The sequence below is a fragment of the Ruegeria sp. N8 genome, assembly GCF_056531325.1.
The window spans coordinates 1-26,336 of record NZ_JBQFLQ010000019.1 but is presented as its reverse complement, the minus strand read 5'-3'; the positions used below and the strand labels follow the sequence as shown (position 1 = coordinate 26,336).

The 26,336-nt window shown below is 59.1% G+C and carries 24 protein-coding genes; 9 read left to right on the top strand and 15 right to left on the bottom strand.

Features of this window, described 5'->3' with window-relative positions:
* The first annotated feature begins 179 nt into the window (after positions 1 to 179).
* On the top strand, positions 180 to 1,280 hold the full coding sequence (locus tag ACR0C5_RS19335) for a mandelate racemase/muconate lactonizing enzyme family protein (RefSeq protein WP_170791554.1): 1,101 nt from the start codon (positions 180 to 182) through the stop codon (positions 1,278 to 1,280).
* 24 nt (positions 1,281 to 1,304) lie between these two features.
* Here ACR0C5_RS19335 and ACR0C5_RS19330 read toward each other — a convergent pair whose 3' ends face one another.
* From ACR0C5_RS19330 to ACR0C5_RS19305, 6 genes are all read right to left on the bottom strand, one after another.
* On the bottom strand, positions 1,305 to 2,168 hold the full coding sequence (locus ACR0C5_RS19330; RefSeq protein ID WP_170770787.1) for a sugar phosphate isomerase/epimerase family protein: 864 nt from the start codon (positions 2,166 to 2,168) through the stop codon (positions 1,305 to 1,307).
* Between the two features lie 12 nt (positions 2,169 to 2,180).
* Positions 2,181 to 3,071, bottom strand: a complete 891-nt coding sequence (locus tag ACR0C5_RS19325) for an NAD(P)-dependent oxidoreductase (protein ID WP_170770789.1) — start codon at positions 3,069 to 3,071, stop codon at positions 2,181 to 2,183.
* Positions 3,072 to 3,271: 200 nt separating this feature from the next.
* Positions 3,272 to 4,453: a mannonate dehydratase gene (gene uxuA, locus ACR0C5_RS19320; protein WP_480878536.1), complete on the bottom strand. Its 1,182-nt coding sequence runs from the start codon at positions 4,451 to 4,453 to the stop codon at positions 3,272 to 3,274.
* Entirely contained in the window at positions 4,450 to 5,502 is a 1,053-nt protein-coding gene (locus tag ACR0C5_RS19315) for a Gfo/Idh/MocA family protein (protein WP_480878534.1), read from the bottom strand. The genes uxuA and ACR0C5_RS19315 overlap by 4 nt, the downstream gene beginning before the upstream one ends.
* Entirely contained in the window at positions 5,499 to 6,500 is a 1,002-nt protein-coding gene (locus ACR0C5_RS19310; RefSeq protein WP_170770795.1) for a Gfo/Idh/MocA family protein, read from the bottom strand. Before ACR0C5_RS19310 ends, ACR0C5_RS19315 begins: the two co-directional genes overlap by 4 nt.
* On the bottom strand, positions 6,497 to 7,513 hold the full coding sequence (locus ACR0C5_RS19305) for a Gfo/Idh/MocA family protein (protein WP_170770797.1): 1,017 nt from the start codon (positions 7,511 to 7,513) through the stop codon (positions 6,497 to 6,499). The genes ACR0C5_RS19310 and ACR0C5_RS19305 overlap by 4 nt, the downstream gene beginning before the upstream one ends.
* Positions 7,514 to 7,636: 123 nt before the next feature.
* Between ACR0C5_RS19305 and uxaC the strand changes: the two genes are divergently transcribed.
* Positions 7,637 to 8,980, top strand: coding sequence for a glucuronate isomerase (uxaC, locus tag ACR0C5_RS19300; RefSeq protein WP_170771556.1), 1,344 nt, complete (start codon positions 7,637 to 7,639; stop codon positions 8,978 to 8,980).
* 1 nt (position 8,981) lies between these two features.
* Positions 8,982 to 10,178, top strand: coding sequence for a mannitol dehydrogenase family protein (locus ACR0C5_RS19295; protein WP_480878531.1), 1,197 nt, complete (start codon positions 8,982 to 8,984; stop codon positions 10,176 to 10,178).
* Positions 10,179 to 10,184: 6 nt separating this feature from the next.
* On the opposite strand, the gene ACR0C5_RS19290 is transcribed toward ACR0C5_RS19295, so the two are convergent.
* The 8 genes from ACR0C5_RS19290 to ACR0C5_RS19255 form a co-directional block, all read right to left on the bottom strand.
* Complete coding sequence (locus ACR0C5_RS19290) at positions 10,185 to 11,066, bottom strand: DMT family transporter (protein WP_480878530.1); 882 nt, start codon at positions 11,064 to 11,066, stop codon at positions 10,185 to 10,187.
* Positions 11,067 to 11,069: 3 nt separating this feature from the next.
* Positions 11,070 to 11,957, bottom strand: coding sequence for an NAD(P)-dependent oxidoreductase (locus ACR0C5_RS19285; RefSeq protein WP_480857848.1), 888 nt, complete (start codon positions 11,955 to 11,957; stop codon positions 11,070 to 11,072).
* A gap of 62 nt (positions 11,958 to 12,019) precedes the next feature.
* A complete protein-coding gene (locus tag ACR0C5_RS19280; RefSeq protein ID WP_480552544.1) occupies positions 12,020 to 13,024 on the bottom strand; it encodes a Gfo/Idh/MocA family protein in 1,005 nt (334 codons plus the stop codon).
* Positions 13,025 to 13,092: 68 nt separating this feature from the next.
* On the bottom strand, positions 13,093 to 14,040 hold the full coding sequence (locus ACR0C5_RS19275) for a phytanoyl-CoA dioxygenase family protein (RefSeq protein WP_480878527.1): 948 nt from the start codon (positions 14,038 to 14,040) through the stop codon (positions 13,093 to 13,095).
* Between the two features lie 10 nt (positions 14,041 to 14,050).
* Positions 14,051 to 15,673 carry a TRAP transporter large permease gene (locus ACR0C5_RS19270; RefSeq protein ID WP_170791532.1) on the bottom strand — a complete coding sequence of 541 codons (1,623 nt, stop codon included), beginning with the start codon at positions 15,671 to 15,673 and terminating at the stop codon, positions 14,051 to 14,053.
* The gene (locus ACR0C5_RS19265) at positions 15,673 to 16,515 is read right to left on the bottom strand and encodes a TRAP transporter small permease subunit (RefSeq protein WP_480878525.1); all 843 of its coding nucleotides are present in this window, start codon (positions 16,513 to 16,515) and stop codon (positions 15,673 to 15,675) included. The genes ACR0C5_RS19270 and ACR0C5_RS19265 overlap by 1 nt, the downstream gene beginning before the upstream one ends.
* Before the next feature lie 16 nt (positions 16,516 to 16,531).
* Positions 16,532 to 17,701: a mandelate racemase/muconate lactonizing enzyme family protein gene (locus tag ACR0C5_RS19260; protein WP_170791530.1), complete on the bottom strand. Its 1,170-nt coding sequence runs from the start codon at positions 17,699 to 17,701 to the stop codon at positions 16,532 to 16,534.
* 79 nt (positions 17,702 to 17,780) lie between these two features.
* A complete protein-coding gene (locus ACR0C5_RS19255; RefSeq protein ID WP_170770814.1) occupies positions 17,781 to 18,794 on the bottom strand; it encodes a TRAP transporter substrate-binding protein in 1,014 nt (337 codons plus the stop codon).
* Between the two features lie 194 nt (positions 18,795 to 18,988).
* Here ACR0C5_RS19255 and ACR0C5_RS19250 point away from each other — a divergent pair, with 194 nt between their 5' ends.
* The gene (locus ACR0C5_RS19250) at positions 18,989 to 19,639 is read left to right on the top strand and encodes a GntR family transcriptional regulator (protein ID WP_170770816.1); all 651 of its coding nucleotides are present in this window, start codon (positions 18,989 to 18,991) and stop codon (positions 19,637 to 19,639) included.
* Here ACR0C5_RS19250 and denD read toward each other — a convergent pair.
* Complete coding sequence (gene denD / locus ACR0C5_RS19245; protein ID WP_480878522.1) at positions 19,636 to 20,604, bottom strand: D-erythronate dehydrogenase; 969 nt, start codon at positions 20,602 to 20,604, stop codon at positions 19,636 to 19,638. The two genes, ACR0C5_RS19250 and denD, sit on opposite strands and share 4 nt — an antisense overlap.
* Positions 20,605 to 21,195: 591 nt before the next feature.
* On the opposite strand from denD, the gene ACR0C5_RS19240 reads away from it, so the two are divergent.
* The 5 genes from ACR0C5_RS19240 (at position 21,196) to ACR0C5_RS19220 (ending at position 26,103) form a co-directional block, all read left to right on the top strand.
* Positions 21,196 to 22,995, top strand: coding sequence for an IlvD/Edd family dehydratase (locus tag ACR0C5_RS19240; protein ID WP_480878520.1), 1,800 nt, complete (start codon positions 21,196 to 21,198; stop codon positions 22,993 to 22,995).
* A 55-nt stretch (positions 22,996 to 23,050) separates the two neighbouring features.
* Positions 23,051 to 23,974: a 2-hydroxyacid dehydrogenase gene (locus tag ACR0C5_RS19235; protein ID WP_480878518.1), complete on the top strand. Its 924-nt coding sequence runs from the start codon at positions 23,051 to 23,053 to the stop codon at positions 23,972 to 23,974.
* Positions 23,975 to 23,990: 16 nt separating this feature from the next.
* On the top strand, positions 23,991 to 24,581 hold the full coding sequence (locus tag ACR0C5_RS19230) for a LysE family translocator (RefSeq protein WP_480878516.1): 591 nt from the start codon (positions 23,991 to 23,993) through the stop codon (positions 24,579 to 24,581).
* A gap of 121 nt (positions 24,582 to 24,702) precedes the next feature.
* Entirely contained in the window at positions 24,703 to 25,521 is an 819-nt protein-coding gene (locus ACR0C5_RS19225) for a phytanoyl-CoA dioxygenase family protein (protein ID WP_480878514.1), read from the top strand.
* A gap of 72 nt (positions 25,522 to 25,593) precedes the next feature.
* The gene (locus ACR0C5_RS19220; protein WP_480503604.1) at positions 25,594 to 26,103 is read left to right on the top strand and encodes a redoxin domain-containing protein; all 510 of its coding nucleotides are present in this window, start codon (positions 25,594 to 25,596) and stop codon (positions 26,101 to 26,103) included.
* Positions 26,104 to 26,336: the final 233 nt, after the last annotated feature.

Sequence of the window (26,336 nt, the reverse complement as noted above, 5' to 3'; positions counted from 1 at the left end):
CGCTCAGCCAGAAAAGGTCAGACATGTCACCGCTCATTTTCGAACGGTGAATCATGCCGAAGAACGGAAATCAATGGGTCCTGACCCTAGGGCTTACTTACCGCTGATCTTGGGCTTTCTTTTTCCATTTACCCTCTTACAGTTTCCAAACATCGACACATCAAAAGAGGCCTTGGACCGTGGCACGTATCGAAAACCTCTCGGCGCGATTGTTCAATGTTCCGTTGACCGAGGTGCTGGTGGACGCAAAGCACGGCGATCACACGTTTTTCCAGCTGATCACTGTCACGATTCGAACTGATGATGGGGGCGAAGGAGTCGGTTACACCTATACCGGAGGCAAGGGCGGCCATGCCATTCTGGCAATGATTCAAAATGACTTGGCTCCTTTTCTGGTCGGACAGGACGCCGATCGGATAGAAGACCTGTATGACGCCATGCAGTGGCATGTGCACTACGTGGCGCGGGGCGGCATCGCCTCATTTGCGATTTCGGCCGTCGATATTGCGCTGTGGGATCTGCGCGGCAAACGCACCGGCGCACCGCTTTGGCAAATGGCCGGGGGTACAGCGGACCGCTGCAAGGCTTATGCGGGTGGGATCGACCTGAACTTCTCGCTCGACAAGTTGTTGCGCCAGACCGAGGGCTATCTGTCACGCGGGTTCAACGGAGTGAAGATCAAGGTCGGCCAGCCTGATCTGGCCGATGATCTGGCTCGCGCAAAAGCTGTGCGCGAGATGTTGGGGCCAGATCGCTTCTTTATGGTCGACGCCAATTATTCGATGACAGTGGATCAGGCGATCACCGCCGCCAAGGGCTTTGCCGAGCACGATATCCTGTGGTTCGAAGAACCCACGATTCCCGATGACTACAAAGGCTATGGCCGTATCGCTGACGCCACGGGCGTTCCGTTGGCCATGGGGGAAAACCTGCACACCATCCATGAGTTCGAATACGCCTTTGACGACGCCAAACTAAGCTTCATCCAACCCGACGCGTCGAATTGCGGAGGCATCACCGGCTGGCTGCGGGTCGCGGCGCTGAGCGCCAAGCACAATATCCCGGTTTGCAGTCACGGAATGCAGGAGCTGCACGTAAGTCTTGTGTCCGCGCAACCCAACGCGGGTTGGCTTGAGGTTCATTCTTTTCCCATCGACCAGTACACGACCCGCCCTCTGGTCGTTGAAAACTGTCTGGCGGTGGCCCCGAATACGCCGGGCATCGGGGTCGAGTTTGATTGGGACAAGCTGAACGCCGAACATATGGAAGTGCCCGCGTAAGTCACGCGGGCACAGGTGCGCGCGTTACGCAAACACTTCTTTGAACCGGTCCACGCACAAACGGAACCCGTCCTCGAAATTGCCATTGCCGGGGTGATAGACACTTTCGAAGGACACCACGCCGTCATAGCCATCCGAGCGGAGAGCAGCGGCAATCGGGGCGAACAGATCGGCCAGCTGACCCTCGCCCATCCGGCGCACTTCGAGTGTTGCGCGTGGCGTGTCCACCTTGACGTCCTTGATGTGGATATGGCCCAGATAGCCACCGCGCAGCTCGTCATACCCGTCGGGATAGGCCAGTTCATGACACCAGCAGTTGTTGCCGGGGTCCCACAGGACCTTCAGCACATCTTTGGCGTCAAGATCGTCAATCAGCTTGCGCGCGGTGTAGTTCGAGTTCACCAGCGTACCGTTCCCGGTCTCGACAACCAGCGTCACGCCCTCGGCTTTAGCCAGTTCTACGGCAGGCGCGATCAGGGGCGGCATCGTATCCCAGACACCATGGGCAACGTTCCATTTCTCGGCCCCGTTTTTGCCCCACAGAATCTGTTCTTTCCTTTGGGTCATGATCCGTACCAGCGGAGAGCCGACGATATGCGCCATGTCGATCACCCGCTTCAGCGCGTCCATATGTTTGACATGCAGCTCGTCTCCGGGCTGGTTGGCGGCTGTCATACCCGCGAAAATATGGCGCGACAGGCATGAGACGGGTTTGCCCCGATCCCGCAACAGCGCATCAATCTCGGCAATCTCCTGCGGGCTGTGATCGCCCACTTCGGTATCGCCGACGAATTGAAGTTCAGCATAGTCCAGACCGAATTCATCCATGACATCGACCGCATGTTTCAGATCGCGGGAAATCCCGTCGCAAATAACTCCTAATTTCATGACGGGCCTCCTTTAGCGATGCAGTTCGGCGCCGATGATCTCTTCGATCACCTTTGTGCAGATCCAGTTGTCGCCATCTGGGTATTTCGTTTTCCCGGCGTGAAAGATCTGCATCGCGGACGCGGCGGTCTGCATCGGAACCCCAAGCTCTCCGGCCACGGCCAGCGATATGGTCAGGTCCTTGTGCATGGTGGCGATATGGCTGCCGGTGGCGACGAACTTGCGATCAATGATGTTTCCAAGCGCCGTGTTCACCACGCCGCAGCCTGCGCTGGAGGACGCGAACACGTCCAGCAGGGCCTGACCGCTGACACCAGCCTTGGCAGCAAGGGCCGCAGCCTCGAACGTGGCCGAAAAGATCGAGCCGATCAGCGATTGCAGACAGGCTTTGACGGTCTGTCCGTCGCCAGCATGTTCCCCCACCCGGTGAATGGTGCCGGAAACGGCCTGCATCACCTCGGCGTTCTGGTCCAGGACCTCGGGCGCGGCGGCCGCCATCATCGTCAACGTGCCATTCTGCGCGCCGGGAAACCCGCCCGAAACGGGTGTGTCGATCAGGTGAATGCCTGACCCTTCCATGTCCTGCGCAATGCCGCGCGCCTCGGCGGGTGTGATCGTCGCCGACAGGATCACGGTTCCGCCCTTGGTCATGTTGGCCACCAGCCCATCCTCGCCCAGAATGACCGCGCGGGCCTGATCGCCGTTCATGACCATGACAAACACGCTGGCGGCGTGACGACCCACCTGACCCACGCTGTCCTTTGCCAACCCACCCATATCGGCAAATGCGGCCATGCGTGTTTCGCTCAGGTCAAAGCCCGAGGTTTCAAAGCCATTCTTGATCAGGTTCTTGGCCAGCCCGCTGCCCATATCCCCAAGACCGATTACGCCTGCGGTTTTCATTCGGAAACCTCCCGTTTTTCAGCCCTATCGGAGCGGGCTGATGCTGTGAAAAAGATGCGGTCCTGCATCGGTTTTCGCGGGGGTTTCACGCGTCTTGCAAAAGACGTCGGGCGCGTCCCAAAGACACCCCGCTGCCCGGTTAGGTGCGATCAGTAAACGGGGATTACTGCCGTCAGGCAAGCACTTAAATGCAGTGTCAATCAGGTAAAGGCTGCCATCAGACCGCGCAGTTCGGCCAAGCCGCGCATCCGGCCGATCAAAGGGTAACCCGGCGTGCTGTGGCCGCCCCGGTCAGACAGCAACTCCTGCCCATGATCCGGGCGCATCGGAATTTGCCAATCGCTGCGGCCTGCCTGTTTTCGTCGTTTCTGCTCGGCCATCAATTCCCGCACGGTGCCCGCCATGTCAGTGTCGCCTTCCAGATGCGCGGCCTCGTAGAAATCGGGTTTTTCTGCGTCCGATCCTGCAATTCGTTTCGTGTTGCGCAGATGCGCGAAGTGGATTTTGCTGCCATGCCTGCGGACAAATTCCGGCCCGTCGAAACTGGCCGCCACGCCCAGCGATCCGGTGCACAGCGTCGCGCCGTTCGAAGGCAGGTCAACCGCGTCCAGAACGGCACCGTAGTCATCCACGCTGGACATCACGCGCGGTAGCCCGAGCAGAGAAAACGGCGGATCGTCCGGGTGACAGCACAGGCGCAGACCATGCTCCTGCGCGACCGGGGCAACCTCGGCCAAAAAGTCGACAAGGTGTGCGCGCAAGCGGGTGCGGTCAATGTCGCGGTAGGTTTCGAGCAAGGCGCGGACATCCTCGACGCTCCACTGGTCATTGGCACCCGGTAGCCCGGCGGTGACATTGTGTTGCAGCCGGGATTTGGCCGTGTCGGACATTTCGGCGAACCGTTTGGAGGCCGCGTGCTGGACAAGTTCGGAATAATCCTCGGACGCGCCGGGACGTTTCAGGATGTGGATGTCGAACGTGGCAAAATCAGTCAGATCGAACAGCATGGCAGAGCCGCCATGGGGTTGCGGCGCGCGCAGGGCGGTGCGGGTCCAATCGAGGATCGGCATGAAGTTGTAGCACACCACCTCAATCCCGCGAGACGCCAGCGCGCGCAGGCTGAATTTATAGGCCTCAAGATGCGCTGCCATGTCCGTCGTCTGTGTTTTGATCGTCTCGGAAACGGGCAGGCTTTCGACGACGTCCCATTCAAAGCCAGCCTCGGCCAGCATGGCTTGCCGGTCGGCAATAGCCGGGACGTCCCAAGGCTGACCGGGCGGGATGTGGTGCAAGGCGGTGACGATGCCCTGAACGCCCACCTGATGCAGATCGGACAGGGCAATCGGGTCTTCTGGGCCAAACCAGCGCCAGCATTGTTTCATGGCAGCCATCCTTCATAAAGCGGGTGATCGGGTGTGATGGGCAGTGCCACTCGCTGCCCACTGCGTGCCGCATGGTAGATCGCGGCGACAAGACTGACCGAGGCCGCACCTTCGGCAAGCGTCACCGCCGTGTTCGGCTGCCCGCGCAGGGCTTTGCTGATTTCTGCGAAAAACCCCTCAAATCCGGCGGGTTCCGTGGGTGCGCGGCTAAGCACGGTGTCGATGTCTTTCTGCCGGGCGGGGTCGCGGGCCGTGAAGGTCCATTTCGCCTGACCCGGCGCGTAAGGTTCGGTGCCCGAGGTTGCGGTCAGGTGTTCAAACACGATCCGCAGGCGTGTTTCGTCCGTTGCCGCGCCCAGAGTGATGTTGCTGGTGCACAACGCGCCCGATGTCATGGCAAAGCAGATGGCCGCGCAGTCTTCGGTTTCGATCGGGTTGACCCGCGTTGTCACCATCGCCGAAACCGACGCAATGTCACCCGCGATATGCGTCAGCAGGTCGTGGTTGTGGATCGCATGGCCCAGCACAGCCCCACCGCGCTCGCCCTCCCACGTTCCGCGCCAGCGGACAGCGTAGTAATCGGCCCCGCGCGACCAGTGCGTTTCAAGCGCGGCGGTCTGGACGGCGCCGGTCAGACCTTCATTCTGTAAGTGGCGGAGTTGCGACAGGGCCGGGCCCCAGCGGTATTGAAAGACCGGAAACACCTGCTTGCCCGTGTTTCGCGCTGTTTCGATGATCTGGTCCACATCCCGCATCGAGGTGGCCAGAGGTTTCTCGCACACCACGTGCTTTCCGGCCTTCAGCGCGGCCAGCGTGATCGGCACATGCAGATGCGGCGGCAGGCAGATATCAATAAGGTCGATGGAGGGATCATCCAGTGCATCCTGAATCTCGGTCAGCGCCGCGAAATCAGCATCGCCCCTGATCTGTTCAATCCGGGCTGCATCCTTATCGACAACGGCGGCCGCGCGGAACCTATCGCCAAGCTGAGACAGCGCCGCCAGATGTTGCGCTCCGATACCCGCGCCGAGGATTGCGACATTGATCATGACGCCTCTGCCATTTCCTGCGCCCGCAGCGCCAGTTCCATGACCGTGAAGCAATGCGCCTGCGTCATCGCGGTTTCGGTGCGGTGTTGGATATCATGGGCCAGACGCGCGAAATACGGCAGGCCAGCGCCTGAGGCGTCGATCTTTTCACACCGCTCACCATTGACCAGAATCAGGTGATCTGTACCGGGTGCGCCGCCTACGTCCACATATTTACGCAGTTCGATATACCCCTCGGTTCCCAAGATCGTCAGCCGCCCATCACCCCAATTGGGCAGCGCATCGGGCGTGCACCAATCCACCCGGATATAGCCAGTGGCATGGGCGCTGCGCAGGCTCAGCTCTCCGAAATCCTGCAATTCGGGGTCGTCGGGATTGGCATAGTTGGCGACGAATGCGTTGGTGATCTGGGCCGTATCCGACCCAGTATAGTGCAGAAACTGATCAATCTGGTGCGAGGCGATATCAGCCAAAATCCCCCCGTACCGGTCGCGTTTGAAGAACCAGTCCGGTCGGGTGGGTTTGTTCAGGCGGTGCGGGCCCAACCCGATGGTCTGCACGACCCGCCCGATAGCCCCTGCCGAAACCAACTCGCTGGCGCGGGTGCTAACGGCGGTTTCGAACCGTTCCGAGAAATTAACCGACCATATGCGCCCGGTTTCGGCCACGGCCCGTTTGATCTGATCCAACTGTTCGAAGGATGTGCAGCCGGGCTTGTCGCTCATGACGTCCATGCCGTTTTGCATGGCCTTGACCGTCAGCGCCGCGCGGTCTGCCGGAATGGCCGAGACCAGGGCCAGATCGGCACCGCAGCCAAGCGCGTCCTCCAGGCGGTCAAACCGGGGGATGTCGGGGAACCGTTTGACATAGCCAGGCAGAGTGACGGGGTCTCCCTCCGTCCAATAGCCGACACAGACAACCCCCGCTTTGCGCATGTTTTCAGTCATGCCATATATATGGCGGTGATCCAGCCCAAGGGCGACGCAGGTCAGGCTCATGCGGATACTCTCGTTTTCAGGCCGGTTTCGCTGGCGATTTGCATCGCATCAATGACCGCATGGGTCAAAAGCGCGCTGCGGCCCGTGGCCATGGGCGGACGGCCCGTGCGGATCGCTTCGGCAAAATCTTCAATCACCGATTGGTGCCATTCATGGGTAAAGGCCATCGGATCGGCGCCACCCCCGGTCGTTGCCGTCTCGCCAAAGGTTGTCTGAGTTCCATCCATCGCGGTGATCGTCAATACGCCTGCGCCCAGATGCGCCTTGGCGCGGGTGCCTTGGATCGTGATGGTCTCGGCCATGCCCGGAAATGCGGCGGTGGTGGCCATCAAATTGCCGATAGCGCCGCTTTCAGTTTCGAATAAAGCACCGGCCCAATCCTCGGCCTCCAGATCATGCAGAGGCGTCTGCCGCATCATGGCCTGAACCGAGGTGATCGGCCCCAGCAGCCACATGGCCAGATCCAGCGTATGGATCGCCTGCGAGATCATCACACCACCGCCATCGCGCGCATAGGTGCCGCGCCCCGGCGCGTCATAGTAGCTTTGGTCACGCCACCACGGCACACAGATATCGACCGTCGCGATTGAGCCCAGCTCGCCTGCCTCCAAGGCCGCCTTCAGCGCAGCCGAGGCCGCTCGTGCGCGGTGTTGAAACACGATGCCCAGCGGCACCCCGGCAGTTTCGCACAGTTCGACGATCCGGGTGGCGGCTTGTAAATCCCGCTCAACCGGCTTTTCCATGAGAATAGGTTTACCTGCCGCTACAAGGGTTTGCACAAGTGACAAGCGCTGGTCCGGTGGGGTGGCGATGATTGCGAAATCGACGGATGGATCATTGGCGATCTCCTGAACCGATGCATAGGCCCGCGTGCCATGCCGGTTCGCAATTTGCGCGGTTTTTCCAGGGTCACGCCCCAGAACACCAGCCAGCGTCAAGCCGGGGTCCGATGCGGAGATCGCAGCAACATGGGTGCCCGCAACCATCCCCAAACCAATCAGCGCAATGTTCATTCTTCCCCCCGGTTCCTGGGATCAGTCTGAGGCTTTGTACCCGAAAGATGCAAGCCGTAAAAAATGTGTTAACTGTTCCTTGGGCAAAGCACGGAGGGGAAATTGACAGGCAATTTAAAGGGCATGGCAGAAGACCTGTATCTGGGCATCAAAGACCTGCCCATCGTGTCCCCGCACGGTCATTGCGACCCAAGCTGGTTCGCGCAGGATGCAGCCTTTCCCAACCCGGCCGAGCTGCTGGTGGTGCCCGATCACTATGTGTTCCGCATGCTCTATTCCCAAGGCGTTCCGCTAGAGCAACTGGGGGTGGGCCCTGCGGGACGCGATGCGGACCCGCGTCAGGTGTTTCGCGCTTTTGCCACTCATTGGGACCTGTTTCTGGGCACCCCGTCGCGGATCTGGATCAGCTATGTTCTGCGGGAAACTCTGGGGGTTTCTCAAGATCTGTCGCCGGACACCGCCGATGCGATCTATGATCAGATTGCCGCCCGTCTGGCGCAGCCCGCGTTCCGGCCAAGGGCGCTCTTCCAACGGTTCGGGATCGAGGTTCTGGCCACCACGGACTCGGTTCTGGATGATCTGGCCCCTCACAAAGCGATCCGCGACAGCGGTTGGAGCGGGCGCGTTGTTCCAACTTTCCGCCCCGACGGGGTTCTGGATGGAGCGGACCCGGATTTCGTCCAGAACCTGACTGCACTGGGTGCGATGACCGGTTGTGATGTCGGTAGCTTCAGCGGCTATCTTGAAGCCCTGCGCCAGCGGCGTGCCGCGTTCATCGAACTGGGTTGCACGGCCACCGATCACGGGATCGAGAAAGTGCAGACCGAATGGCTGGACGATCCCGACCCGATCTATCAACGGTTGCGGCAGGGCGCAGGCAGCGCCGAGGATGCCCGGCGGTTCTATGGTCACATGCTGATCGAAATGGCGCAGATGTCGGTCGAGGACGGGCTGACCATGCAAATCCACGCGGGCAGCAGACGCAACACCAACCGCGCTGTGATGCAGGGCTTCGGGCGTGACAAAGGGGCAGACATTCCCATCGCGATGGATTGGGTGCACGGACTGGACGCGCTGCTGAACCGTGTTGGCAATTCGCCAAAGCTACGTATCATCCTGTTCACACTGGACGAGGGCACCTATGCCCGAGAGCTGGCCCCGATGGCGGGTCACTGGCCCTGTCTGCGCATTGGCCCGCCCTGGTGGTTCCATGACAGCCCTGCGGGGATCGCGCGCTATTTCGATCAAGTGGTGGAAACGGCAGGTTACTTCAATCTGGCCGGGTTCAACGACGACACCCGTGCCTTTCTGTCGATCCCGGCGCGCCACGACATGTGGCGGCGCGGCGTGGCGCTGCATCTGTCCCAGCAAATCGATCGTGGGTATTTCGGGATGGCCGACGCTGAACGGCTGGCGCAACTTTTGACCACTGATCTGGCGCGGCAGGTCTACGGGCTGGAGCTATAGTATGGGGCTGATACTGCATTTCGGTCTCGGCAACTTCGCTCGTGCGCATTTGCTGGACTACACCGATCAGGCGCAGGGCTGGGATTTGGTCGGAGTCAGCTTGCGGTCTACAGCGATCCGGGACGGGTTGGCGCAGCAAGGGTTTGACTATGACCTGTGCGTGCAGGGTCAAGGTGTCCGGCGCATCCGGGTTCTGCGCGATGTTCTGACCCTGCCCGATGACCGAGACGCGATTTTCCAGGCCATGGCTGAGGCAGATATCATCTCGGCCACAGTGACCGAGAAGGGCTATCATCTGGACAGCGCAGGTCGGTTGCAGTTGGACGATCCGGCCATCGCCTCTGATCTTGCAGGGCAAGGCCCGTCGACCCTGATCGGATTTCTGGCCTTCGGGCTTGCGGTGCGCGATAGCCCGGTATCGGTGCTGAGTTGTGACAATCGGGTGGGCAACGGCGACGCCCTGAAAACGGCCGTTGCCGATTTCGCCGCGGTCGCAGGGCTGGACCTGAACTGGGACAGACTGAGCTTTCCAAACGCGATGGTTGACCGGATCACTCCGGCGACCACGGATGCGGTGCGCGCCATCAGCGGCGATCCCATGGCCGTCCCGACCGAAGCGTTCTCGGAATGGGTGATCGAAGACAACTTCGCAGGCCCACGCCCCGACTGGCCGGGCGTGCAATTCGTCAAGGACGTCGCTCCGCACGAATTGCGCAAATTGCGAATGCTGAACGGTGCGCATTCGCTGCTGGCCTACGCGGGGTTGGGACGTGGGCTAACCTATGTGCATGAGGCGATCCGCGACCCTGTTCTGCGTCCGCTTGTACAGGATTTGATGGCCGATGCCGGAAGAACGCTGCCAGACGAGGTACAGGATCAGGTCCCAAACTATGCCGCCGCCTTGATTGCCCGGTTCGAGAACCCCGAACTCGCCCACCGACTGGATCAGATCGCGATGGATGGCAGCCAGAAACTGCCCTACAGGTTCATCCCCACCCTGCGCGAGACCGGATCAAAAGCGGTTGCCGAAGGGTTACGGGCATGGATTGCCTATTGTGTGTCAGAAACCGTCCAAGGACGCGCGCTGAACGATCCCTTGGCGGCAGACATCGCGCAGGCGACCCAGCAGGATGAGCCGGACAAAGCGCTGTTGCAGATCATAGGGGCGCAAGATGTGTTGGCTGCGGTGAGGGGATAAGGGCCGCTATCGCTTCTCCCGTTTCCAGATGATCAGCCCGGCGCCCATGATCAGCGCAGCCCCCGTCAGCGTGCTGGCGTCCGGCACGGTATCGAAGAACAGATAACCCCAGATCGCCATGTAGATTAGGAAGGAATAGGTAAAGGGCATTAACTGGTTGGCGGTGCCAAAGCGATGCGCGTTTGTCAGCAATTGGTGGCCGCCCCATCCGAAGACGCCCAGTCCGATCAGCACGATCATGCTCCACAGGTTTTCGGGCTGCATCCAGAACCACACCGCAAAGGGCAACAGGACAACTGTTCCAGTGAGGCCCAGATAGAACTGCATCGTATCAACCGACACGACCCCGGACAGCCGTCGGGTCATGATCGAATACAGCGCCAGTGCCGTCGCGTTGTAGACGATCAGTAACATGGTGGGGTGGAACACCGCGCCAAAGGGGCGGACGATCACCAGGACGCCAACAAAGCCCAGAAGGATGGCAAACCACCGCCACGGCCCCACGGTTTCCTTCAGGACAAAGACCGACAGGAAACACACGATCACCGGGCTTGAGAACATGATCGCAGACACCGCTGTCAGCGGCAAGAACCGAAGGGCGTAGAAGTTGAACACCGTGGCCGAAATCAGCAGCAGAGCCCGGCTGATCAGTTGCCACGGATGATCGGTATGAAACCGGCTGGGCTGGAAGCCCCCCTTTGCGATGACACCCAGCGAGATCACAAAATGGCCCGCATAGCGCATGAACGCCAGTTGAAAGGCCGGAAATCCGGCGACGGCCAGCCATTTCGCCCCCAAATCGACAAAGGAAAACAGCAGCCACGCCAGAAGCATCAACACGATGCCCAGACGCGGCAAATCTGCGGTCGATCGGGCGGCGACGGCCATCGCCTAGGGTTTGAACCGGTTGACGTAATAGTCGACCATCTGGCTGACCATATCGTCCGCCTGACCAGTGTCGCGCGCATCGTTCAACGCGGCCAAGGTGCCCTGTGACATCACACTACTGACACCCGCATCGCGCGCCATTTGGTCGTAATACCCGATATCCTTGGCTGCGTTCTTAATCGCAAAGGCCAGTTGGTTCGGGTCCTGATTAACGCCGTAGGCGGTGACGAAATCCATCATCCCCGAATGCAGTGGCCCCGCAGCCATCACATCGTACAACTGCTTGCGATCCACCCCAGCCACATCGGCCATGGCGAAAGCCTCGGCCATGGCATTGGCCACGGTCATGCCGAAGAAGTTGTTGATCAGCTTGATCGTGTGCCCCGAGCCGACGGCTCCAAGGTGGAACACGTTCTCACCCAGATCTTCGAGCACAGGTTTTGCGGTGTCGAAAGCGGCCTGATCCCCCGAGGCCATGATGTTCAGCTTGCCCTCCAGCGCGTGTGAGGGCGTGCGCCCCAGCGGTGCGTCCAGATAGCTGCCCCCGGCGGCAGAAACCTCATCCGCGAGGGTCCGCGTGCTGCCGGGCAGCGAGGTGCCAAAGTCCACCACAATGCCGCCGGGCTTCAAACCCGCAATCACGCCGTTTTCCCCGCGCATCCGCGCCTCGACCTGATCCGAAGTGCCCATGCATAGCATCACGATGTCACTGGCAGCAGCCAGATCTTTTGCGTTTTGTGCCTCAACCGCGCCGCGGGCGATCGCAGCATCCAGATGGGTGCGATCGCGGTTGCCCAGAACCGTGACCGCATAGCCCATGTCCAGCAACCGGTTGACCATGGCCCCGCCCATCAGCCCGAGGCCAATAAATCCAACAGAAGGTTTGCTCATGCGAATTCCTTTCCATCAATTCGTCTTAAGTGTCTCTGCGCCCATCCTTTGCGAGCGCGTGTTCAGGCCCGCACCGGCAAGCCCGCACTCTGTTTCGCCAACGCCTCTTCAATCCGGGTGGCGACCGCAAGGGTACGCGCGGCGTCGGCCACATCAATCAGCGGAGCGACCCCGTCCATCACGTCGAGAAAATGATCCAACTGCGCGTCCAGCGGCACGCAGCTTTGGGCCGGTTTGTCGAACTCCACGCGCTCTGACGGGGTGCCCCAATCCTTGCCCTGCCACAGAGTCAGCGACGGGAAACTGATGGCCCCTCTTGTGCCGGTGATCCACATCATGTCCTGATGGGTGGTGCCGATATTGGGATTCTCGCCGATCCCGGCCTCAAACCCCCAGGGGCTGGGCGCGGTATCGGCGAAGCTGATGGTTCCCGTCGCCCCGTTTTCAAATGCAAGCGCCACCGCGCCGCTTTCAATCCTGTCCGTCTCGCGCAGTGAAGCGCCTCGCAAGGCGGCAATCTCGCTAATCTCGCCGATGACAAAGCGTAAAACGTCGATGTCGTGGACAAGATTGATCATCACCGGGCTGCCGCCCGAGGTGCGCCAGTTCTGTTCGAAATAAGCGTCCGGCTTTCGCATCGCCCATAAAAGCGAGACATTGATGACCCGCCCGATGACGCCCTCGGCGATCTTGGCCTTAAGATGTTGAAGGACTTGGTGATAGCGGCGATGGTGGCCGACCAGACTGCGGACCTGAGCCTGTTCAAGGGCACGGGCCAGCGCCTGCGCCTCGGCCACGGTGCCGGCAACGGGTTTTTCGATTAGCATATGCCATCCGCGTGCTGCCGCCGCCATGCCATGCGCGGCGTGCAGATGCGTAGGGGTGGCGATGATGACGCCGTCCACATCGTCCTGAACGTCATCCATACTGGCGAACCGGGTTGCGTCCACACGGATCGACATGTCCGGGTCAGCAAGCCCCACAAGATGACAGCCCGGATGTTGCTTAACGGCTTGGATATGGCGAATGCCGATCAGCCCGCCGCCAACGACGAGGATACGTTTCACTGCGCTGCTCCTGTTGCGCACGGCGTGGAGCCGTTATCTGCCAGAACAGATGTCATGTCCGGTTTCCCTCATGCGCAGAACGGAGAGGTCGAGTCCCACCGATGAATGTCGATATGCGGCTGGGTGGCCAGACGCGCGCGGGCGGCCTCCCAGTTCGAGCGACAGACACGCCAGTCGTGCAATTCGCGGTCAGGGTTGACGCGGGACCGGGCCACGAAATCCGGGAAATGCTCGCGCCCTGTGGGTTGCCCCGTCGCGCTGTAGCGTATGTCGAAGGACCAGCGGAATTGATCCGTGGTGTTGACCAGCGAGGCATGCGGGGTCAGAGGGTGAAACAGGACGATGCCTCCGGCTGTGACCGGCAGGGGGACAGCAGTCGTCTCATCCACAAACCCGTCCGCGATCCCGGTCTGGGTGCGCGCGCAATGGGGCAGGATGTCCTGATCCGGGGCTTTGGCCTGCACTTGCAAACAGCCGTTTTCGACCGTCGCATCGTTCACCGCGATCCAAACAGTGACCATGTCGGTCTGGTCCGCATCCTCCAGCGCAACAGCCCGGTCCTGATGCCAGTCCGTTGCAGTAATATGCGCGCGGATTTCATCATTTGCCAGCTTCCGCGCCGGAGGTTTCAGGCGCACGTGCTGAATGGGGTTGCTGGTCAGTTCCGAGCCGATCAGTTGCTCGACCACGTCCAAAAGCGGCTTGGCGGTCATCATCTCGAACACGGCGGGTCCGATGTGAAAAGGCGTATCGGCCATGATCCGGTCGCCGGGCAGAGAAATATCCATGGGCTGGAAATAGTCGCACCGGGCCTCGTAAGCGGCCAGCAGCTTGCCCCAGAAATCCAGACCCTCGGGGCTGGGCACCAGACCTTGCGCGAACCAGTCCGCATAAAGCCCATCCAGCAGGGTCGAGTATTCGTCGATCACCCGGTTCAGAATGTCAGGCGGAATAACGTCTGGCACGACCAGATAGCCATCGGTTTCAAAACGTGAGATTTGCTCTTGCGTCAGCATGGGTCGATCCTCACAACAGGATTGCGATGATATTGGGCCAGATCAGCAGCACCGAAAGCGCCAGAATCTGGATGCCGATAAAGGGCAGGAAGCCGCGGAAGATATCAGTCAGGCTGATATGCGGCGGGGCCACCGATTTCAGATAGAACGCGGCCGGTCCAAAGGGCGGCGACAGGAAGCTGACCTGCATGTTCATACAGAACACCACGCCGAACCAGATCGCTACGTGATTTGGCTGCAGCTGGCCGATCAGGCCGATCTCTTCGATGGGCAGGCGCAGCACGATGGGCAGGAAGACCGGGATGATCAGCAAGACGATCCCGACCCAATCCATGAACGCGCCCATGAACAGCAGGATCAGCATCATCACCAGAATGACCAGCATCGGTGGCAATTCCTGACCCACGATCAGATCAGCCACATATTGCGGTCCGCCCGCGATGGTATAGGCCCCCGCCAGCGATGCGGCACCAATCGTGACCCAGATGATCGTACCGGTGGATTTCAGAGTGCGCATAAGACTGTCCCAGACCAGCTCGAACGAGCCTTCTCCGCGCAGGATGGCGATGATCAGAACAGCGAACGCGCCCATTCCGGCAGCCTCGGTGATACCGGTGATGCCGCCGTAGATCGAACCCAGAACCACGCCGATCACAACCATCGGTGCGACCAGCCCTTTGCCCATATGCCAGCCAACGCGCGCGCGCTCTTTGCCGAAGACGAAGAAGATCAGCAGCAGCGCAACAATGGTTATGCCTGCGAACCAGGGCAGGTAATCCGCCGTCCCGAACCGCGCGGGCTCACCCTGACTGGCGGCATTCGATCCTGACAGTTCGAAGAACGCGGCCCGGATGAACAGAACGGTGGAAAATCCGGCAACGACGATACACATGAACGCGGCGAACAGCTTGCGCTTTTCGGTCGGCTCGGGGTCGTTCGGGTCGGGTTCAGGCAAGGGGGCATCATCGGGTTTCAGCCGGGTGCGGATGATGATGTAGAGGATGATCATCGACGCCAGCATGAAGCCGGGGATGAAGGACGCGGTGAACAGCGACTTGATCGAGGTTTCGGTGATCAGACCATAGATGATCAACACGATTGACGGCGGGATCATCGTCCCCAACGAGCCCGACGCACAGATCACACCGATGGCGAGGTTCTGGTTATACCCCAGCCGCAACATCTGCGGCAGGGCGATCAGGCCCAGCAGAACGACCTCACCCCCGATAATCCCCGACATCGCCGCCATGATCACCGCCATGATCGAGGTGACGATGGCAATCCCGCCCCGCGTCCGCGACAACCAGATATTGAGCGAGGAATACATGTCCTTGGCGATCCCCGAGCGTTCCAGCAGAGAGGCCATGAAGATGAACAAGGGCACGGATATGAGCACGTAATCCGTTAAGAGCCCGTATATTTTCTGTGCCAGAATATAGAGCGGCCCCGTCCCAGGCCTGCCGGTCAGCAGCCCGTCGCCAAAGGAAAATGGGTTGAGCAGCAGGTTGGGCTCGAATTTCAGCACCAATACAAGAACCGCCAGCGAGGCCGAGGCCAGACCCAGCGGCATCCCGATGGCCAGCAAGACGATAAGTGCGACCATCAGGATCAGTGAGATTGTTCCAATATCCATCAGTCTTGCCCCACTGCTTTTTTCAGCATTTCAATCTCTTCTTCATCAGGTTCGTCAGTGTGAATCTCGGGTTCCTTGTTCCAATCCGAGATCAGGTTCACGACCGCCTGAAACGCCACCAGCGTAATGACGATCAGCACCATCGGTTGCAGGGTCGCCGGGATCGGCGGGTTAAAGGCCGAGCCGAACAGCTCCCATTTATACAATTTGTTGACGAAGACCTGTTTGTAGCTGCCATAGACAAGGAAGAAGGCGAAAAGCACGATCAGAACGGTCGAGATCGTGTCGAACACCCGTTGCAGCCATCGTGGCACGGCGTCGTATAGCAGGAAAATGCGGATGTGGCTGCGCTGCTGCATCCCGTAGTAGCCAGACATCAGGAAGACGAAGCTGGCGAACCACAGGGTCATCTCGTTGGCCCATTCGGTGGGTTTTTCCAGAATGTAACGCAGGAAGACCTCGTAAAGCATCACAATGGTCATGATGGCGATCATCATCATGGTGACGCGCCCAATGAACAGGGCAAATCGGTCGATGGCGCTGAGCCCGCCATACTCCATTGCAGCCGGGCGCACGGTTTGGGCACCGATCACCGCAAGTATCGGAGTCAGGATCAGCGCGAGCATGTCAAAAATGTCGATATGTCCGCCGAAGATGCCAGCGGCATTTGGCGTGATGTCGGCGCGCAGGTAAATCTCCTGCACCTGAGACTTCAATGATTCCGAAGTGTAGGGCAGCCAATCCAGCAGAAAGGCAGGCAGGTGCCAGACCAGCCAACTGGCCGTTCCGACAAAGGCCAAGGGTATCAGCCATTCAATAATTCCACCCGTGGATTTCTGCATTTCCTGCCCCCTGTCGTTATGTCCTGGCCCGGAAGTGATCTATGAAGTCGCGGTCGGGCTCGACGCCGATGCCCGGCCCGGTCGGAACCGCGACACGGCCTGCGTTAGCTTTGACCTGACCCTGAATGTCCAAAGGAACGGTCAGCAGATCGTCCCGGAATTTGTTGTCCGTGGTGTCAAACTCCAGCATCGGCTCCCACGGGTGCAGGCCGCCCGGCATCGGAGGCATTGCCGCCAGCAGATGCAGGTTTGTGGACACGGCAATTGCGCTGCCCCAGACGTGATTGACGACCGGAGTGAAATGGGCGTGGCACAAGGCCAGAATCCGCAGATACTCGGATACGCCACCCAAGGCGCAAACCTCGGGCTGGGCGATATCCAAACCACGGCTTTCCAGCAGAGTGCGCCACGACCACCGATTGAACACCGCCTCGCCCCCAGCGATGTTGGTTTTCAGCCCTTTGCGCAACTCGCGGTATCCGTCGGTATCCTCGGGCGCGACAGGCTCTTCAAACCAATAGGCTCCAAGCTCGTCCAGAGCGCGTCCCACATAGAACGCATCCGACGTGGTATAGGCGTGGTTGGCATCGACCATGAACCGGAAATCGTCGCCGACACCGCGCCGCACGGCCTGACATAGCTTGACGTCTGGTTCGGGGCCAAAGCCGGTTTTCATCTTTGTGGCGACAAAGCCCATCTCTTTGATCGCGGCGGCCTCGTCCGTAAAGCGGCGCGCCAGATCATCGACGGGTTCATCGCGCAGCATCATACCGTAGCCATAACAGGGGACCGAACTGCGATGCGCACCACCAATCAGCTTGTGCAGCGGCAGGCCCGCCACTTTGCCAGCGATATCCCAAAGAGCGATATCCACACCCGAAAGGGCCTGAAGGGGCATGCCACCCTGCCCATGATCTCGCAGAAGGTTGTAGACCTTGTGCCAGATCACGTCGCGGTCCATCGGATCCGATCCCAGCACCATGGGCTGGATCACCTGTTCGACAATGGTTTTGTTGGCAAGAGCGACCGTACCGGGGCCGAAACACTCACCCCATCCGGTAACGCCTTCGTCGGTCTGAACTTCGACCAGATGCGCGCTGCGCTTGTCGTAATATTGCTGCGAATAGCCCAAAACCTCGGGCATGTCGTAGCGCAGGACGTGACTAATGATCTTGGTGATTTTCATTCGACATACGTCCCTGAGAAAGGTCCGGAAAGGCCACGGATCGCAGCCTTTCCGAAGGATCGTCTCAGCATGACGCCGATTATTTCATCGCACCCATGTCTTTCAGGAACGCAATGTGGCTTTCCAACAGCGCCTTGGCTTCGGGCGTGGTGGCAAACTCGGTCCAGCCAACCTGAACGGCATCGCGGTAAGCGGCCAGATCTTCCGGGGTCCATTCATACAGCTGGATACCCTGGGCGCGCAGGTCTTTGGCGGTTTGCGCGTTCTGCACCTCGTTGATCGTGGCGTTGTGCAGGGCCAGGCTGTCCATCGCGACCTCGATGATCTTGCGATGATGCGCGGGCATGGATTCCCAGACATCCTTGCGGCAGGCCAGGTGATCCGCTGGCATCGAGTGGAAGCCCGGGAAGTTGGTGTGACCCGCGATCTCATACAGACCCAGACCCACGTTGTTGGTCAGGTTCGCCGCGTCGGCACCGTCGATGATGCCGGTTTCCAGCGCCGTGAAGATCTCGTTAAAGTCCATCACGATCGGCGAGGCACCCAGCTCGGCGAACACTTTCGTGGCCAGACCCGGAGGCGAACGGAATTTCCAATCCTTGAAGTCTTCGACCGTTGCGATCGGTTTGGTCGAGGACAGCGATTCCGGTCCCGGAATCCACCAGCCGACGAATTCCATGTCATAGCCGTTATACAGCTCGTTCAGCGCATCGCGGCCACCGCCATGCAGCAGCCATGCCATCTGCTGATAGGGGTTCTGATAGCCACCCAGCAGATCGCCTGCGAATTGGAATGCGGGGTTCTTACCGGTCTGATAGCCGCCACCCGTCATATCGCAATCCAGAATGCCCGTTGCGGCGGCGTCGAATGTCTCGACCGATTTGACGACGGACGAGGAATAGAACATCTCGACCTCGATCTCACCGTTGGACATTTCGGTGATGTCCTCGATGAACTTGGCCGCCATCTTGCCCGACAGCTGTTCCGGCGAGAAATGGGTTTGAATGCGCAGTTTTGTGGTTTCGGCAGCGGCGAATGTCGCGGCCATGGTCGTGGCTACGGCCACAGCGGCCGCGGTCGTCAATAATTTCATATTGTCCTCCCAGACGTTGAGCGTGGCGTGCTGAAGGTTTCTAAGCCCTCTCTTGAACGACGCTGCCTGACGTTAGGACGCCGAATCGCATGCGACAAGTAAAATGTGAAATTGAGCGTAATTTCGAGATTATTGCCCAAAAACGAAATTAGGGATAGGAAGAGCGAAGGGTAACGTTCAGGACAACTCTTTCGATGACCGCTGAAGTCGATATTTATCAAGATCTTAAGGTGCGGCTGATCTCGAACGGATTCGAACACGGGGCCAAGCTTCGGGCGGAAGACTTGCGGAAAGAATACAAGTGCTCAGCCAGTTCGGTCCGTGAAGCCCTGTTCCGGCTTGCTGCTGTGGGCCTTGCAGATTTTCAGGAACAACGCGGGTTCCGCGTGCCGCAACGCGCGCCCCAGAAGTTGATCGAACTGACCCATGTCCGCATTCTGCTGGAAGCAGAGGGAACCGCATTGTCGATCCAAAACGGCGGCGTCGATTGGGAGGCACGCCTAACCGCAGCTCATCACAAACTAAGTCACATCGAAAGGCGCATCCGCGACAAAGACGATCCGAGTGACCTGATCGATATCTGGTTCGCCGCCGAGAAAGAGTTTCATGAAACTCTGATTTCAGCCTGCGGATCAGAGACGCTGAAACAAATGCATGGACGCGTCTATGCGCAATTCCGGCAACAATTGATGGTCGCGGATCGCCGGTTCGAATTCATTTCGATGAATATCGAACATCACGCCAATATTCTTGAGGCTGCGCTTTCAGGCGACCCGAAGCTGACCCAACAGAAAATACACGACCACCTGAAACGGCACCTGACCGGCGAAACGCTGGACGCTTAGAAATTCAGGTCATCTTCCAGATAAATTCGGATGATCTCTTCAAAACTGGATTCGGCCCTGAAACCAAGATTCAGCGCGCGGTCGGTTTGAAAGTCGCGTGGCCAGTTCTTGACAATGGCTTCGATGGCCGGTTCCGGCACGTGTTTGATCCTGTCCACGGCCTCCTGCCCTGCCACATTGCGCAGCGCCTCGATCTGTTCGGCGACCGTGCAACTGATGCCGGGCATATTCAGCGCATGGCGGCCCTCCAAAAGTCGGGTATCCAGATCGGCAGCATGAGTCAGGAACTGGGCCGCTGACCGAGGGCTGGCGTGCCAGTGGCGCACGGTATCGGCCACCGGCAGGATCGCCTCGGCACCGTTCAGCGGCTCTCGGATAATGCCCGAGAAGAACGATGAGGCCGCAGCATTGGCCTTGCCGGGGCGCACGCACAGGGTCGGCAGGCGCAGCGACAGGCCGTCGATATACCCTTTGCGGCTGAAATCTGTAATCAACAACTCGGACGCCGCTTTCTGCGCGCCATAGCTGGTCAAAGGTGCCGACAGGAATTCGTCGTCGATCTTGTCCGGGAAGGGCGCCCCAAATACGGCGATGGAAGAGGCAAATACAAACCTGGGCCGGTATTCCCCTTCAGATGCGTCATGTTCAACTTTCAGAGCGTTCAGTAGCGCCCATGTGGCCATCAGATTGACATCCCAACCCAAGGCGAAATCCGTTTCCGCCTGACCTGACACAATAGCTGCGAGGTGAAACACCAAATCAGGCCGACGGGCCGCCAAATCCTGTGCTGTGCCCATCGCAGCAATATCGCCTGCTATCTGCGTGCCAACGACCCCGCTGGGCGGAAAGGATTGATCGAACAGCGTAAGTTCGACGTCAGAGCCAAAAACCTGCTCGGTCCGGATGCGCTGCGCCAGTTTCTGGCCCAACATTCCGCCGCCACCTATGATCAGTATCTTTTTCACGTGATACCCCCGTTCCGTTGCTTTAGTTTCTTAGACAAATCCACGTGATCCAATGCGGCCTCATCCTTTTCTTCAATCAAGTTGCCAAAACAGCCGCACGGTGATCAGAGCACGTGGCGATTTTTGCACTTTTCCCGGTGACGGTCTGGGCCGCCGAATCTACCAGAAACAATTAGTTTTCCTCCAAGGGCCGTACCATTCCGGTCAGCTGTTCCAGATTGCCTGACGAATAGAGCCCAGCACCCTGACCCCAAGCTGGGACGCGATTGATCCTTGCTTCATTCGCCAGTTCCTTTTGGAGCGCCTGCCCGGCGCTCTATTGTCACATTTCCCGGCGCGGCAAATGATAGCGCTAATAATTCTTACTTTGAGGTCTTTTTGGCACTATTAAGATTGAAAATCCATTTTCGATTCGTCTTCATAATCTCGAAATCATGGAAAGTTTCGAAAAGGGTTCAAATCAAACCAACCCGATAGTGCCTAGCTGCGAAAGCGCTGGCACCGGGCACGCAATTCGGTTTGCGGTATTTTGCGCGGAGAAAACGCGATGACCACAAACCAAACCGATCAAAAGGACAGGGAATTCGGCCGATGACAAAAAAGATAAACAAAGAAGACCTGCGATCGCGCAAATGGTTTATGAACTCCGAAAACCTCGAGATGACAGCGCTGTATCTTGAGCGGTACCTGAATTACGGCCTAACGCGGGAAGAGCTTCAATCCGGCAAGCCTATCATCGGGATCGCCCAGACCGGTAGCGACCTGAGCCCTTGCAACCGGCACCATATCGAGCTGTCCAAACGTGTCCGCGACGGCATCATTGCGGCCGGCGGCACCTGTATCGAAATCCCTGTTCACCCGATTCAAGAGACGGGCAAGCGGCCCACAGCCTCGCTGGATCGTAACCTGGCCTATCTGTCGCTGGTGGAGAGCCTCTATGGGTATCCGTTGGATGGTGTGGTTCTGAATATCGGCTGTGACAAGACCACTCCGGCGCTGCTGATGGCGGCGGCGACGGTAAACATCCCCGCGATTGCACTGTCGGTCGGCCCAATGCTGAACGGTTGGTGGAAGGGCAAGCGCGCCGGATCCGGCACCGTGATCTGGTCCGCGCGCGAAGACTTGGCGGCGGGCAATATCGACACCGATGAGTTCATGGATATCGCCGCCGCTGCCGCCCCGTCCGTTGGCTATTGCAACACCATGGGCACTGCGACAACGATGAATTCTCTGGCCGAGGCGCTGGGGATGCAATTGCCAGGATCAGCAGCCATCCCGGCCCCTTATCGTGAACGTGGCCAGATCAGCTATGAAACCGGGCGTCGGATCGTCGAAATGGTATGGGAGGATCTGCGCCCCAGCGATGTCATGACCCGCGAAGCCTTTGAAAACGCCATCGTCGTGAACTCGGCCATTGGCGGCTCGACCAACGCTCCGATCCACCTGAACGCGGTTGCCCGCCATCTGGGTGTGCCGCTGGACAATGACGACTGGCAAAATTTGGGCCATGACGTGCCGCTGCTGGTCAACCTTCAGCCAGCAGGTGAGTATCTGGGCGAAGATTACCAACATGCGGGCGGTGTTCCCGCCGTCATTGGTGAATTGATCGCCGCCGACGTGCTGCCGCATCCCAATGCGGTGACGGCCAATGGCAAGACGATGGGCGAAAACTGCGCGGCGCGCCGGTCGTTGAACGATGACGTCATCAAGCCGGTCAGCGCTCCGATCAAGGAACAGGCCGGGTTCATCAATCTGTCGGGCAATTTGTTCGAGAGTGCGATCATGAAGACCTCGGTCATTTCGCCCGCCTTTCACAAAGCCTATCTGTCAAACCCCGAGGACCCCAACGCATTCGAAGGGCGCGCGGTCGTCTTTGATGGCCCAGAGGATTTCCACCACCGCATTGACGACCCATCCGAGAATATCGACGCCAATTGCATCCTGATCATGCGCGGTGCAGGTCCCAAGGGATATCCGGGCGCGGCCGAGGTGGTGAATATGCGACCGCCGTCCTACCTGTTGAAACAGGGTATCGAAGCGCTTCCCTGCATCGGCGACGGGCGGCAATCGGGCACTTCGGGCAGCCCCTCGATCCTGAATGCGGCGCCCGAGGCGGCGGCTGGTGGCGGCTTGGCTCTGGTCCAGAACGGTGATCGTCTGCGCATTGACTTGGGCAAGGGCACGGCCGACATGCTGGTGCCGCTGGACGAATTGAACGAGCGCGCCCGCGCATTGGAAACCAATGGCGGCTATGAAATGCCACCTCACCAGTCACCGTGGCAGGAAATCTTCCGCGAAAAGGTGGATCAGCTGGATCGCGGGATGATCCTGAAAGGGGCTGAAAACTACCGCGACATCGCCCGCAAATTCACCCCGCGCGACAATCACTGACACCTCTCGGCGGGGCACAAACCCCGCCCATTTACAGATAAAAAGGTGCGCCACGATGCCCGACCTCCTGCAAATCGGAAATATCACCGAGCGGATGCAATCCCGCCTGTCTCCGGCCTTCAACATTCATCAGTTGGATCAATACGAAGCCTCAGACATCACACATGTCATCACAAACGGGCATGCCGGCATCCCGACCGATCTGATGACGTCTTTGCCAAACCTCAAGGCGATCAGCGTCTATGGCGTCGGCTATGACGCGGTTGATGCCAAGGCCGCCGCGCAGCTGGGTATTGTCGTAACCCACACCCCCAATGTGCTGAATGACGAGGTCGCCACAACCGCCGTTCTGCTGATGTTGTCCTGCTACCGCGAGCTGGTGCGCGACGATGCCTATGTCCGGTCTGGCCGGTGGGAGGCTGAAGGCAACGCGCCCCTGACCCGTTCGGCTGATCGTCAAAAGATCGGCATTCTGGGTCTGGGCCGCATCGGTCAGGCGATTGCGGACAAGCTGGCCCCTTGGTCACCCGAAATCTCTTACCATTCACGCAGCCAAAAGGATGTACCTTATCAGTATTTCGGCTCCTTGGTGGATATGGCCGCGCATGTGGACGTTTTGATCTGCATCACGCCGGGTGGGCCCGCGACGAACAAGTTGGTCAATGCCGAGGTGCTGAAAGCCTTGGGCCCGGCAGGCACGCTGATTAACGTCAGCCGAGGCTCGGTTGTGGACGAAACGGCCCTGATCGAGGCGCTGCAACAGGGCGATCTGGGCTGGGCCGGATTGGACGTGTTCGAAAAAGAGCCACACGTGCCGCAAGCGCTACGCGATCTGCCGAATGTCGTATTGCTGCCACACGCCGGAAGCGCGACGGTTGAAACCCGCGCCGCCATGGGCGACCTGACCGTCGATAACCTGCTGCAACATCTGCAAGACGGATCGGTTTTGACCCCGGTGCCGGAATGCCAGAACTTCTAGCAGGCCACGCCGGCGCATGATCGAGTTCATCGTTGCGGTCTTTTTCCTGCTGATCACACCTGGTCCCGGCGTGCTGACAACGGCGGGGATCGGTTCGGCCTTTGGGTTTCGCGCTGGCTTTGCGTTTGTCGCCGGGTTGATGCTGGGCGGGTTCATCAACATGCTGCTGGTGATCTCGGGCGTTGCCGCTGTGGCCTTGGCTGTGCCCTTCCTGAGGACAGTGTTGCTGATCGCGTCGGTGAGCTATCTGGTGTTTCTGGCATGGCGCATCGCAAGTGCCGGGTCGCGTGTGGGATTTGCGCCTGCTGCGACGCCGCTTGGGTTTCTGAACGGGCTGACGCTGCAATTCATCAACCCTAAAGCCTATGTCGTCAGCACTGCGCTGTTTTCCGGGTTCGCCTTTTTGCCCGACGCCCCGATCTGGGAGGCAGTGATCAAGATCATCCTATTCAACCTGATCTGGGTGCCCGTGCACCTGATCTGGCTCAGCGCCGGGGCGAAACTTGGCAGTTTGGATATCAGCGAGACGTGGCACCGTCGGATAAACCTGGCAATGGCGGCCTCGTTGCTGGCGGTGGTTGGGATCGCCCTGGTTTCGGCCGTCTGAATGCGACCGGTGTCTTGGGATACGCTATGCAAATGCGGCCTGCGGGAACCCGCTTTGGACAAATTTACTTGGTTGAAGGAATGATATTTGGTCAAGTGATCCGAGACAGAACAGGATGACAATGCGAAACGAAACTCTCGACATACGCGGTGACTATGAAAAGAACGGATATGTTTCGCCGCTGGATATTCTGACCCCAAGCGAAGCGCAAAGGTTGCGCGACGACTTCGAAAGGGCCGAAGACGCAGTTTCGGGCGACAGCCAGCGACTGAAACTGCTGTATTCCTATCCCGATCGGCTGATACCCTCTTTTGATGCGTTATTGCGCCATCCTAATGTGATTGCTGCAGTCTCGCCTGTTCTGGGCCCCGATCTCATGGTCTGGAGCGGCGCCCTATTCGTTAAAGAAGCGCGGTCGCCCAAAATTGTCTCGTGGCATCAGGACCTGACATATTGGGGTTTGGACGATGCGCAGGAAGTCACATGTTGGGTGGCCCTCTCAGAGGCGTCCGAGCAAAGCGGCTGTATGCGGTTTGTTCCCGGCAGCCACCAGAACCGTATCGTCCCACATGTGGACACTTTCGATGAGAACAACCTGCTGTCGCGCGGACAGGAGATAGCGGTGAATGTCGACGAGGCTGACACGGTTACCGCCGCGTTGCACGCTGGTCAGGCCTCGATCCACCACGGCCATCTGTTTCACGCTTCGGGCCCCAACCAAACCAATGATCGCCGGATCGGCGCCGCCCTTCGGTTCATCAAACCGTCGATGAAACAAAAGAATGGCGCGCGTACTCTGGTCGCGCTGGTTTCAGGCCAGGATGAATTCGGACATTTCGAAATTGCGCCCGCTCCACGGGGCTTTCTGCATGAAGACGATTTTGCCTTATGCCAGCAGGATGCCGACAGAAAGAAGGAAATCCTGTTTGAAAGCGCCTAAAACCGGGCAGGAAGGCCACCGTTTTCGCTGGGGTGAATCGGACAAGGCGCAAAATGTGAGGGGGAAAATAAAATGACAAAACCAAATGTTGGCAAACAGGTTACTCCGACCAGTTTTGCGCATGTGGATGGCGGTACACGGGCGATTGGCACAGCAACCGATCGTTGGACAATGTTGTTTGTCTATCGCGGTCGGCATTGTCCTCGCTGCAAACGCTATTTGAACAAGTTAAATGCACGGCTGGCCGATTGGACCGATCGGATGAATGTCATTGTGGTCTCGGCCGATTCTCTGGACAAGGCTTTGGCAGACCGCGATGAGTTCGGATGGAATTTCGATCTATGTTATGGGCTTACAGTCCCGCAAATGCGCGATCTGGGACTGTATGTCTCTGAACCCCTGTCCGAGGCGGAAACCTCGGATATGTTTGCCGAGCCTGGGACATTCGCAATCCGACCAGATGGCAGTTTGATGCTTGTAGACATCTCAAACGGTCCGGCAGCACGCCCCGATCTGGAGGAACTATTGGACGGAATGATCTTCAACATCGATAATGACCGTCCCGTCAGAGGCACCGCGTAACCGCGATCTCAAGTGACCCATCAGGGTGGTCAAATTCTCTTTTTTGTCCTCGCGACCACTGGCCCAGTCCGTCAAGTCTGTCCATGGCTTTTCCCGCGGGGGTGATGTGAACGCGCCGCTCTCCGAGCCTGCGTTTTCACCGGTGCGACTACACCCGAACCTGTCCGAGCTCTATCGCTCCAATGTTGCTAGTCTTGCACATGCGTTATCGGACCCGTCGATCCTCACAGGAG

What these genes read in the sequence shown, in the direction of transcription:
- ACR0C5_RS19330 (WP_170770787.1), bottom strand. Translation starts at nt 2,168, where the DNA reads ATGAAATTAGGAGTTATTTGCGACGGGATTTCCCGCGATCTGAAACAT.
- ACR0C5_RS19325 (WP_170770789.1), bottom strand. Translation starts at nt 3,071, where the DNA reads ATGAAAACCGCAGGCGTAATCGGTCTTGGGGATATGGGCAGCGGGCTG.
- uxuA (WP_480878536.1), bottom strand. Translation starts at nt 4,453, where the DNA reads ATGAAACAATGCTGGCGCTGGTTTGGCCCAGAAGACCCGATTGCCCTG.
- ACR0C5_RS19315 (WP_480878534.1), bottom strand. Translation starts at nt 5,502, where the DNA reads ATGATCAATGTCGCAATCCTCGGCGCGGGTATCGGAGCGCAACATCTG.
- ACR0C5_RS19310 (WP_170770795.1), bottom strand. Translation starts at nt 6,500, where the DNA reads ATGAGCCTGACCTGCGTCGCCCTTGGGCTGGATCACCGCCATATATAT.
- ACR0C5_RS19305 (WP_170770797.1), bottom strand. Translation starts at nt 7,513, where the DNA reads ATGAACATTGCGCTGATTGGTTTGGGGATGGTTGCGGGCACCCATGTT.
- uxaC (WP_170771556.1), top strand. Translation starts at nt 7,637, where the DNA reads ATGGCAGAAGACCTGTATCTGGGCATCAAAGACCTGCCCATCGTGTCC.
- ACR0C5_RS19295 (WP_480878531.1), top strand. Translation starts at nt 8,982, where the DNA reads ATGGGGCTGATACTGCATTTCGGTCTCGGCAACTTCGCTCGTGCGCAT.
- ACR0C5_RS19290 (WP_480878530.1), bottom strand. Translation starts at nt 11,066, where the DNA reads ATGGCCGTCGCCGCCCGATCGACCGCAGATTTGCCGCGTCTGGGCATC.
- ACR0C5_RS19285 (WP_480857848.1), bottom strand. Translation starts at nt 11,957, where the DNA reads ATGAGCAAACCTTCTGTTGGATTTATTGGCCTCGGGCTGATGGGCGGG.
- ACR0C5_RS19275 (WP_480878527.1), bottom strand. Translation starts at nt 14,040, where the DNA reads ATGCTGACGCAAGAGCAAATCTCACGTTTTGAAACCGATGGCTATCTG.
- ACR0C5_RS19270 (WP_170791532.1), bottom strand. Translation starts at nt 15,673, where the DNA reads ATGGATATTGGAACAATCTCACTGATCCTGATGGTCGCACTTATCGTC.
- ACR0C5_RS19265 (WP_480878525.1), bottom strand. Translation starts at nt 16,515, where the DNA reads ATGCAGAAATCCACGGGTGGAATTATTGAATGGCTGATACCCTTGGCC.
- ACR0C5_RS19260 (WP_170791530.1), bottom strand. Translation starts at nt 17,701, where the DNA reads ATGAAAATCACCAAGATCATTAGTCACGTCCTGCGCTACGACATGCCC.
- ACR0C5_RS19255 (WP_170770814.1), bottom strand. Translation starts at nt 18,794, where the DNA reads ATGAAATTATTGACGACCGCGGCCGCTGTGGCCGTAGCCACGACCATG.
- ACR0C5_RS19250 (WP_170770816.1), top strand. Translation starts at nt 18,989, where the DNA reads ATGACCGCTGAAGTCGATATTTATCAAGATCTTAAGGTGCGGCTGATC.
- ACR0C5_RS19240 (WP_480878520.1), top strand. Translation starts at nt 21,196, where the DNA reads ATGACAAAAAAGATAAACAAAGAAGACCTGCGATCGCGCAAATGGTTT.
- ACR0C5_RS19235 (WP_480878518.1), top strand. Translation starts at nt 23,051, where the DNA reads ATGCCCGACCTCCTGCAAATCGGAAATATCACCGAGCGGATGCAATCC.
- ACR0C5_RS19230 (WP_480878516.1), top strand. Translation starts at nt 23,991, where the DNA reads ATGATCGAGTTCATCGTTGCGGTCTTTTTCCTGCTGATCACACCTGGT.
- ACR0C5_RS19225 (WP_480878514.1), top strand. Translation starts at nt 24,703, where the DNA reads ATGCGAAACGAAACTCTCGACATACGCGGTGACTATGAAAAGAACGGA.
- ACR0C5_RS19220 (WP_480503604.1), top strand. Translation starts at nt 25,594, where the DNA reads ATGACAAAACCAAATGTTGGCAAACAGGTTACTCCGACCAGTTTTGCG.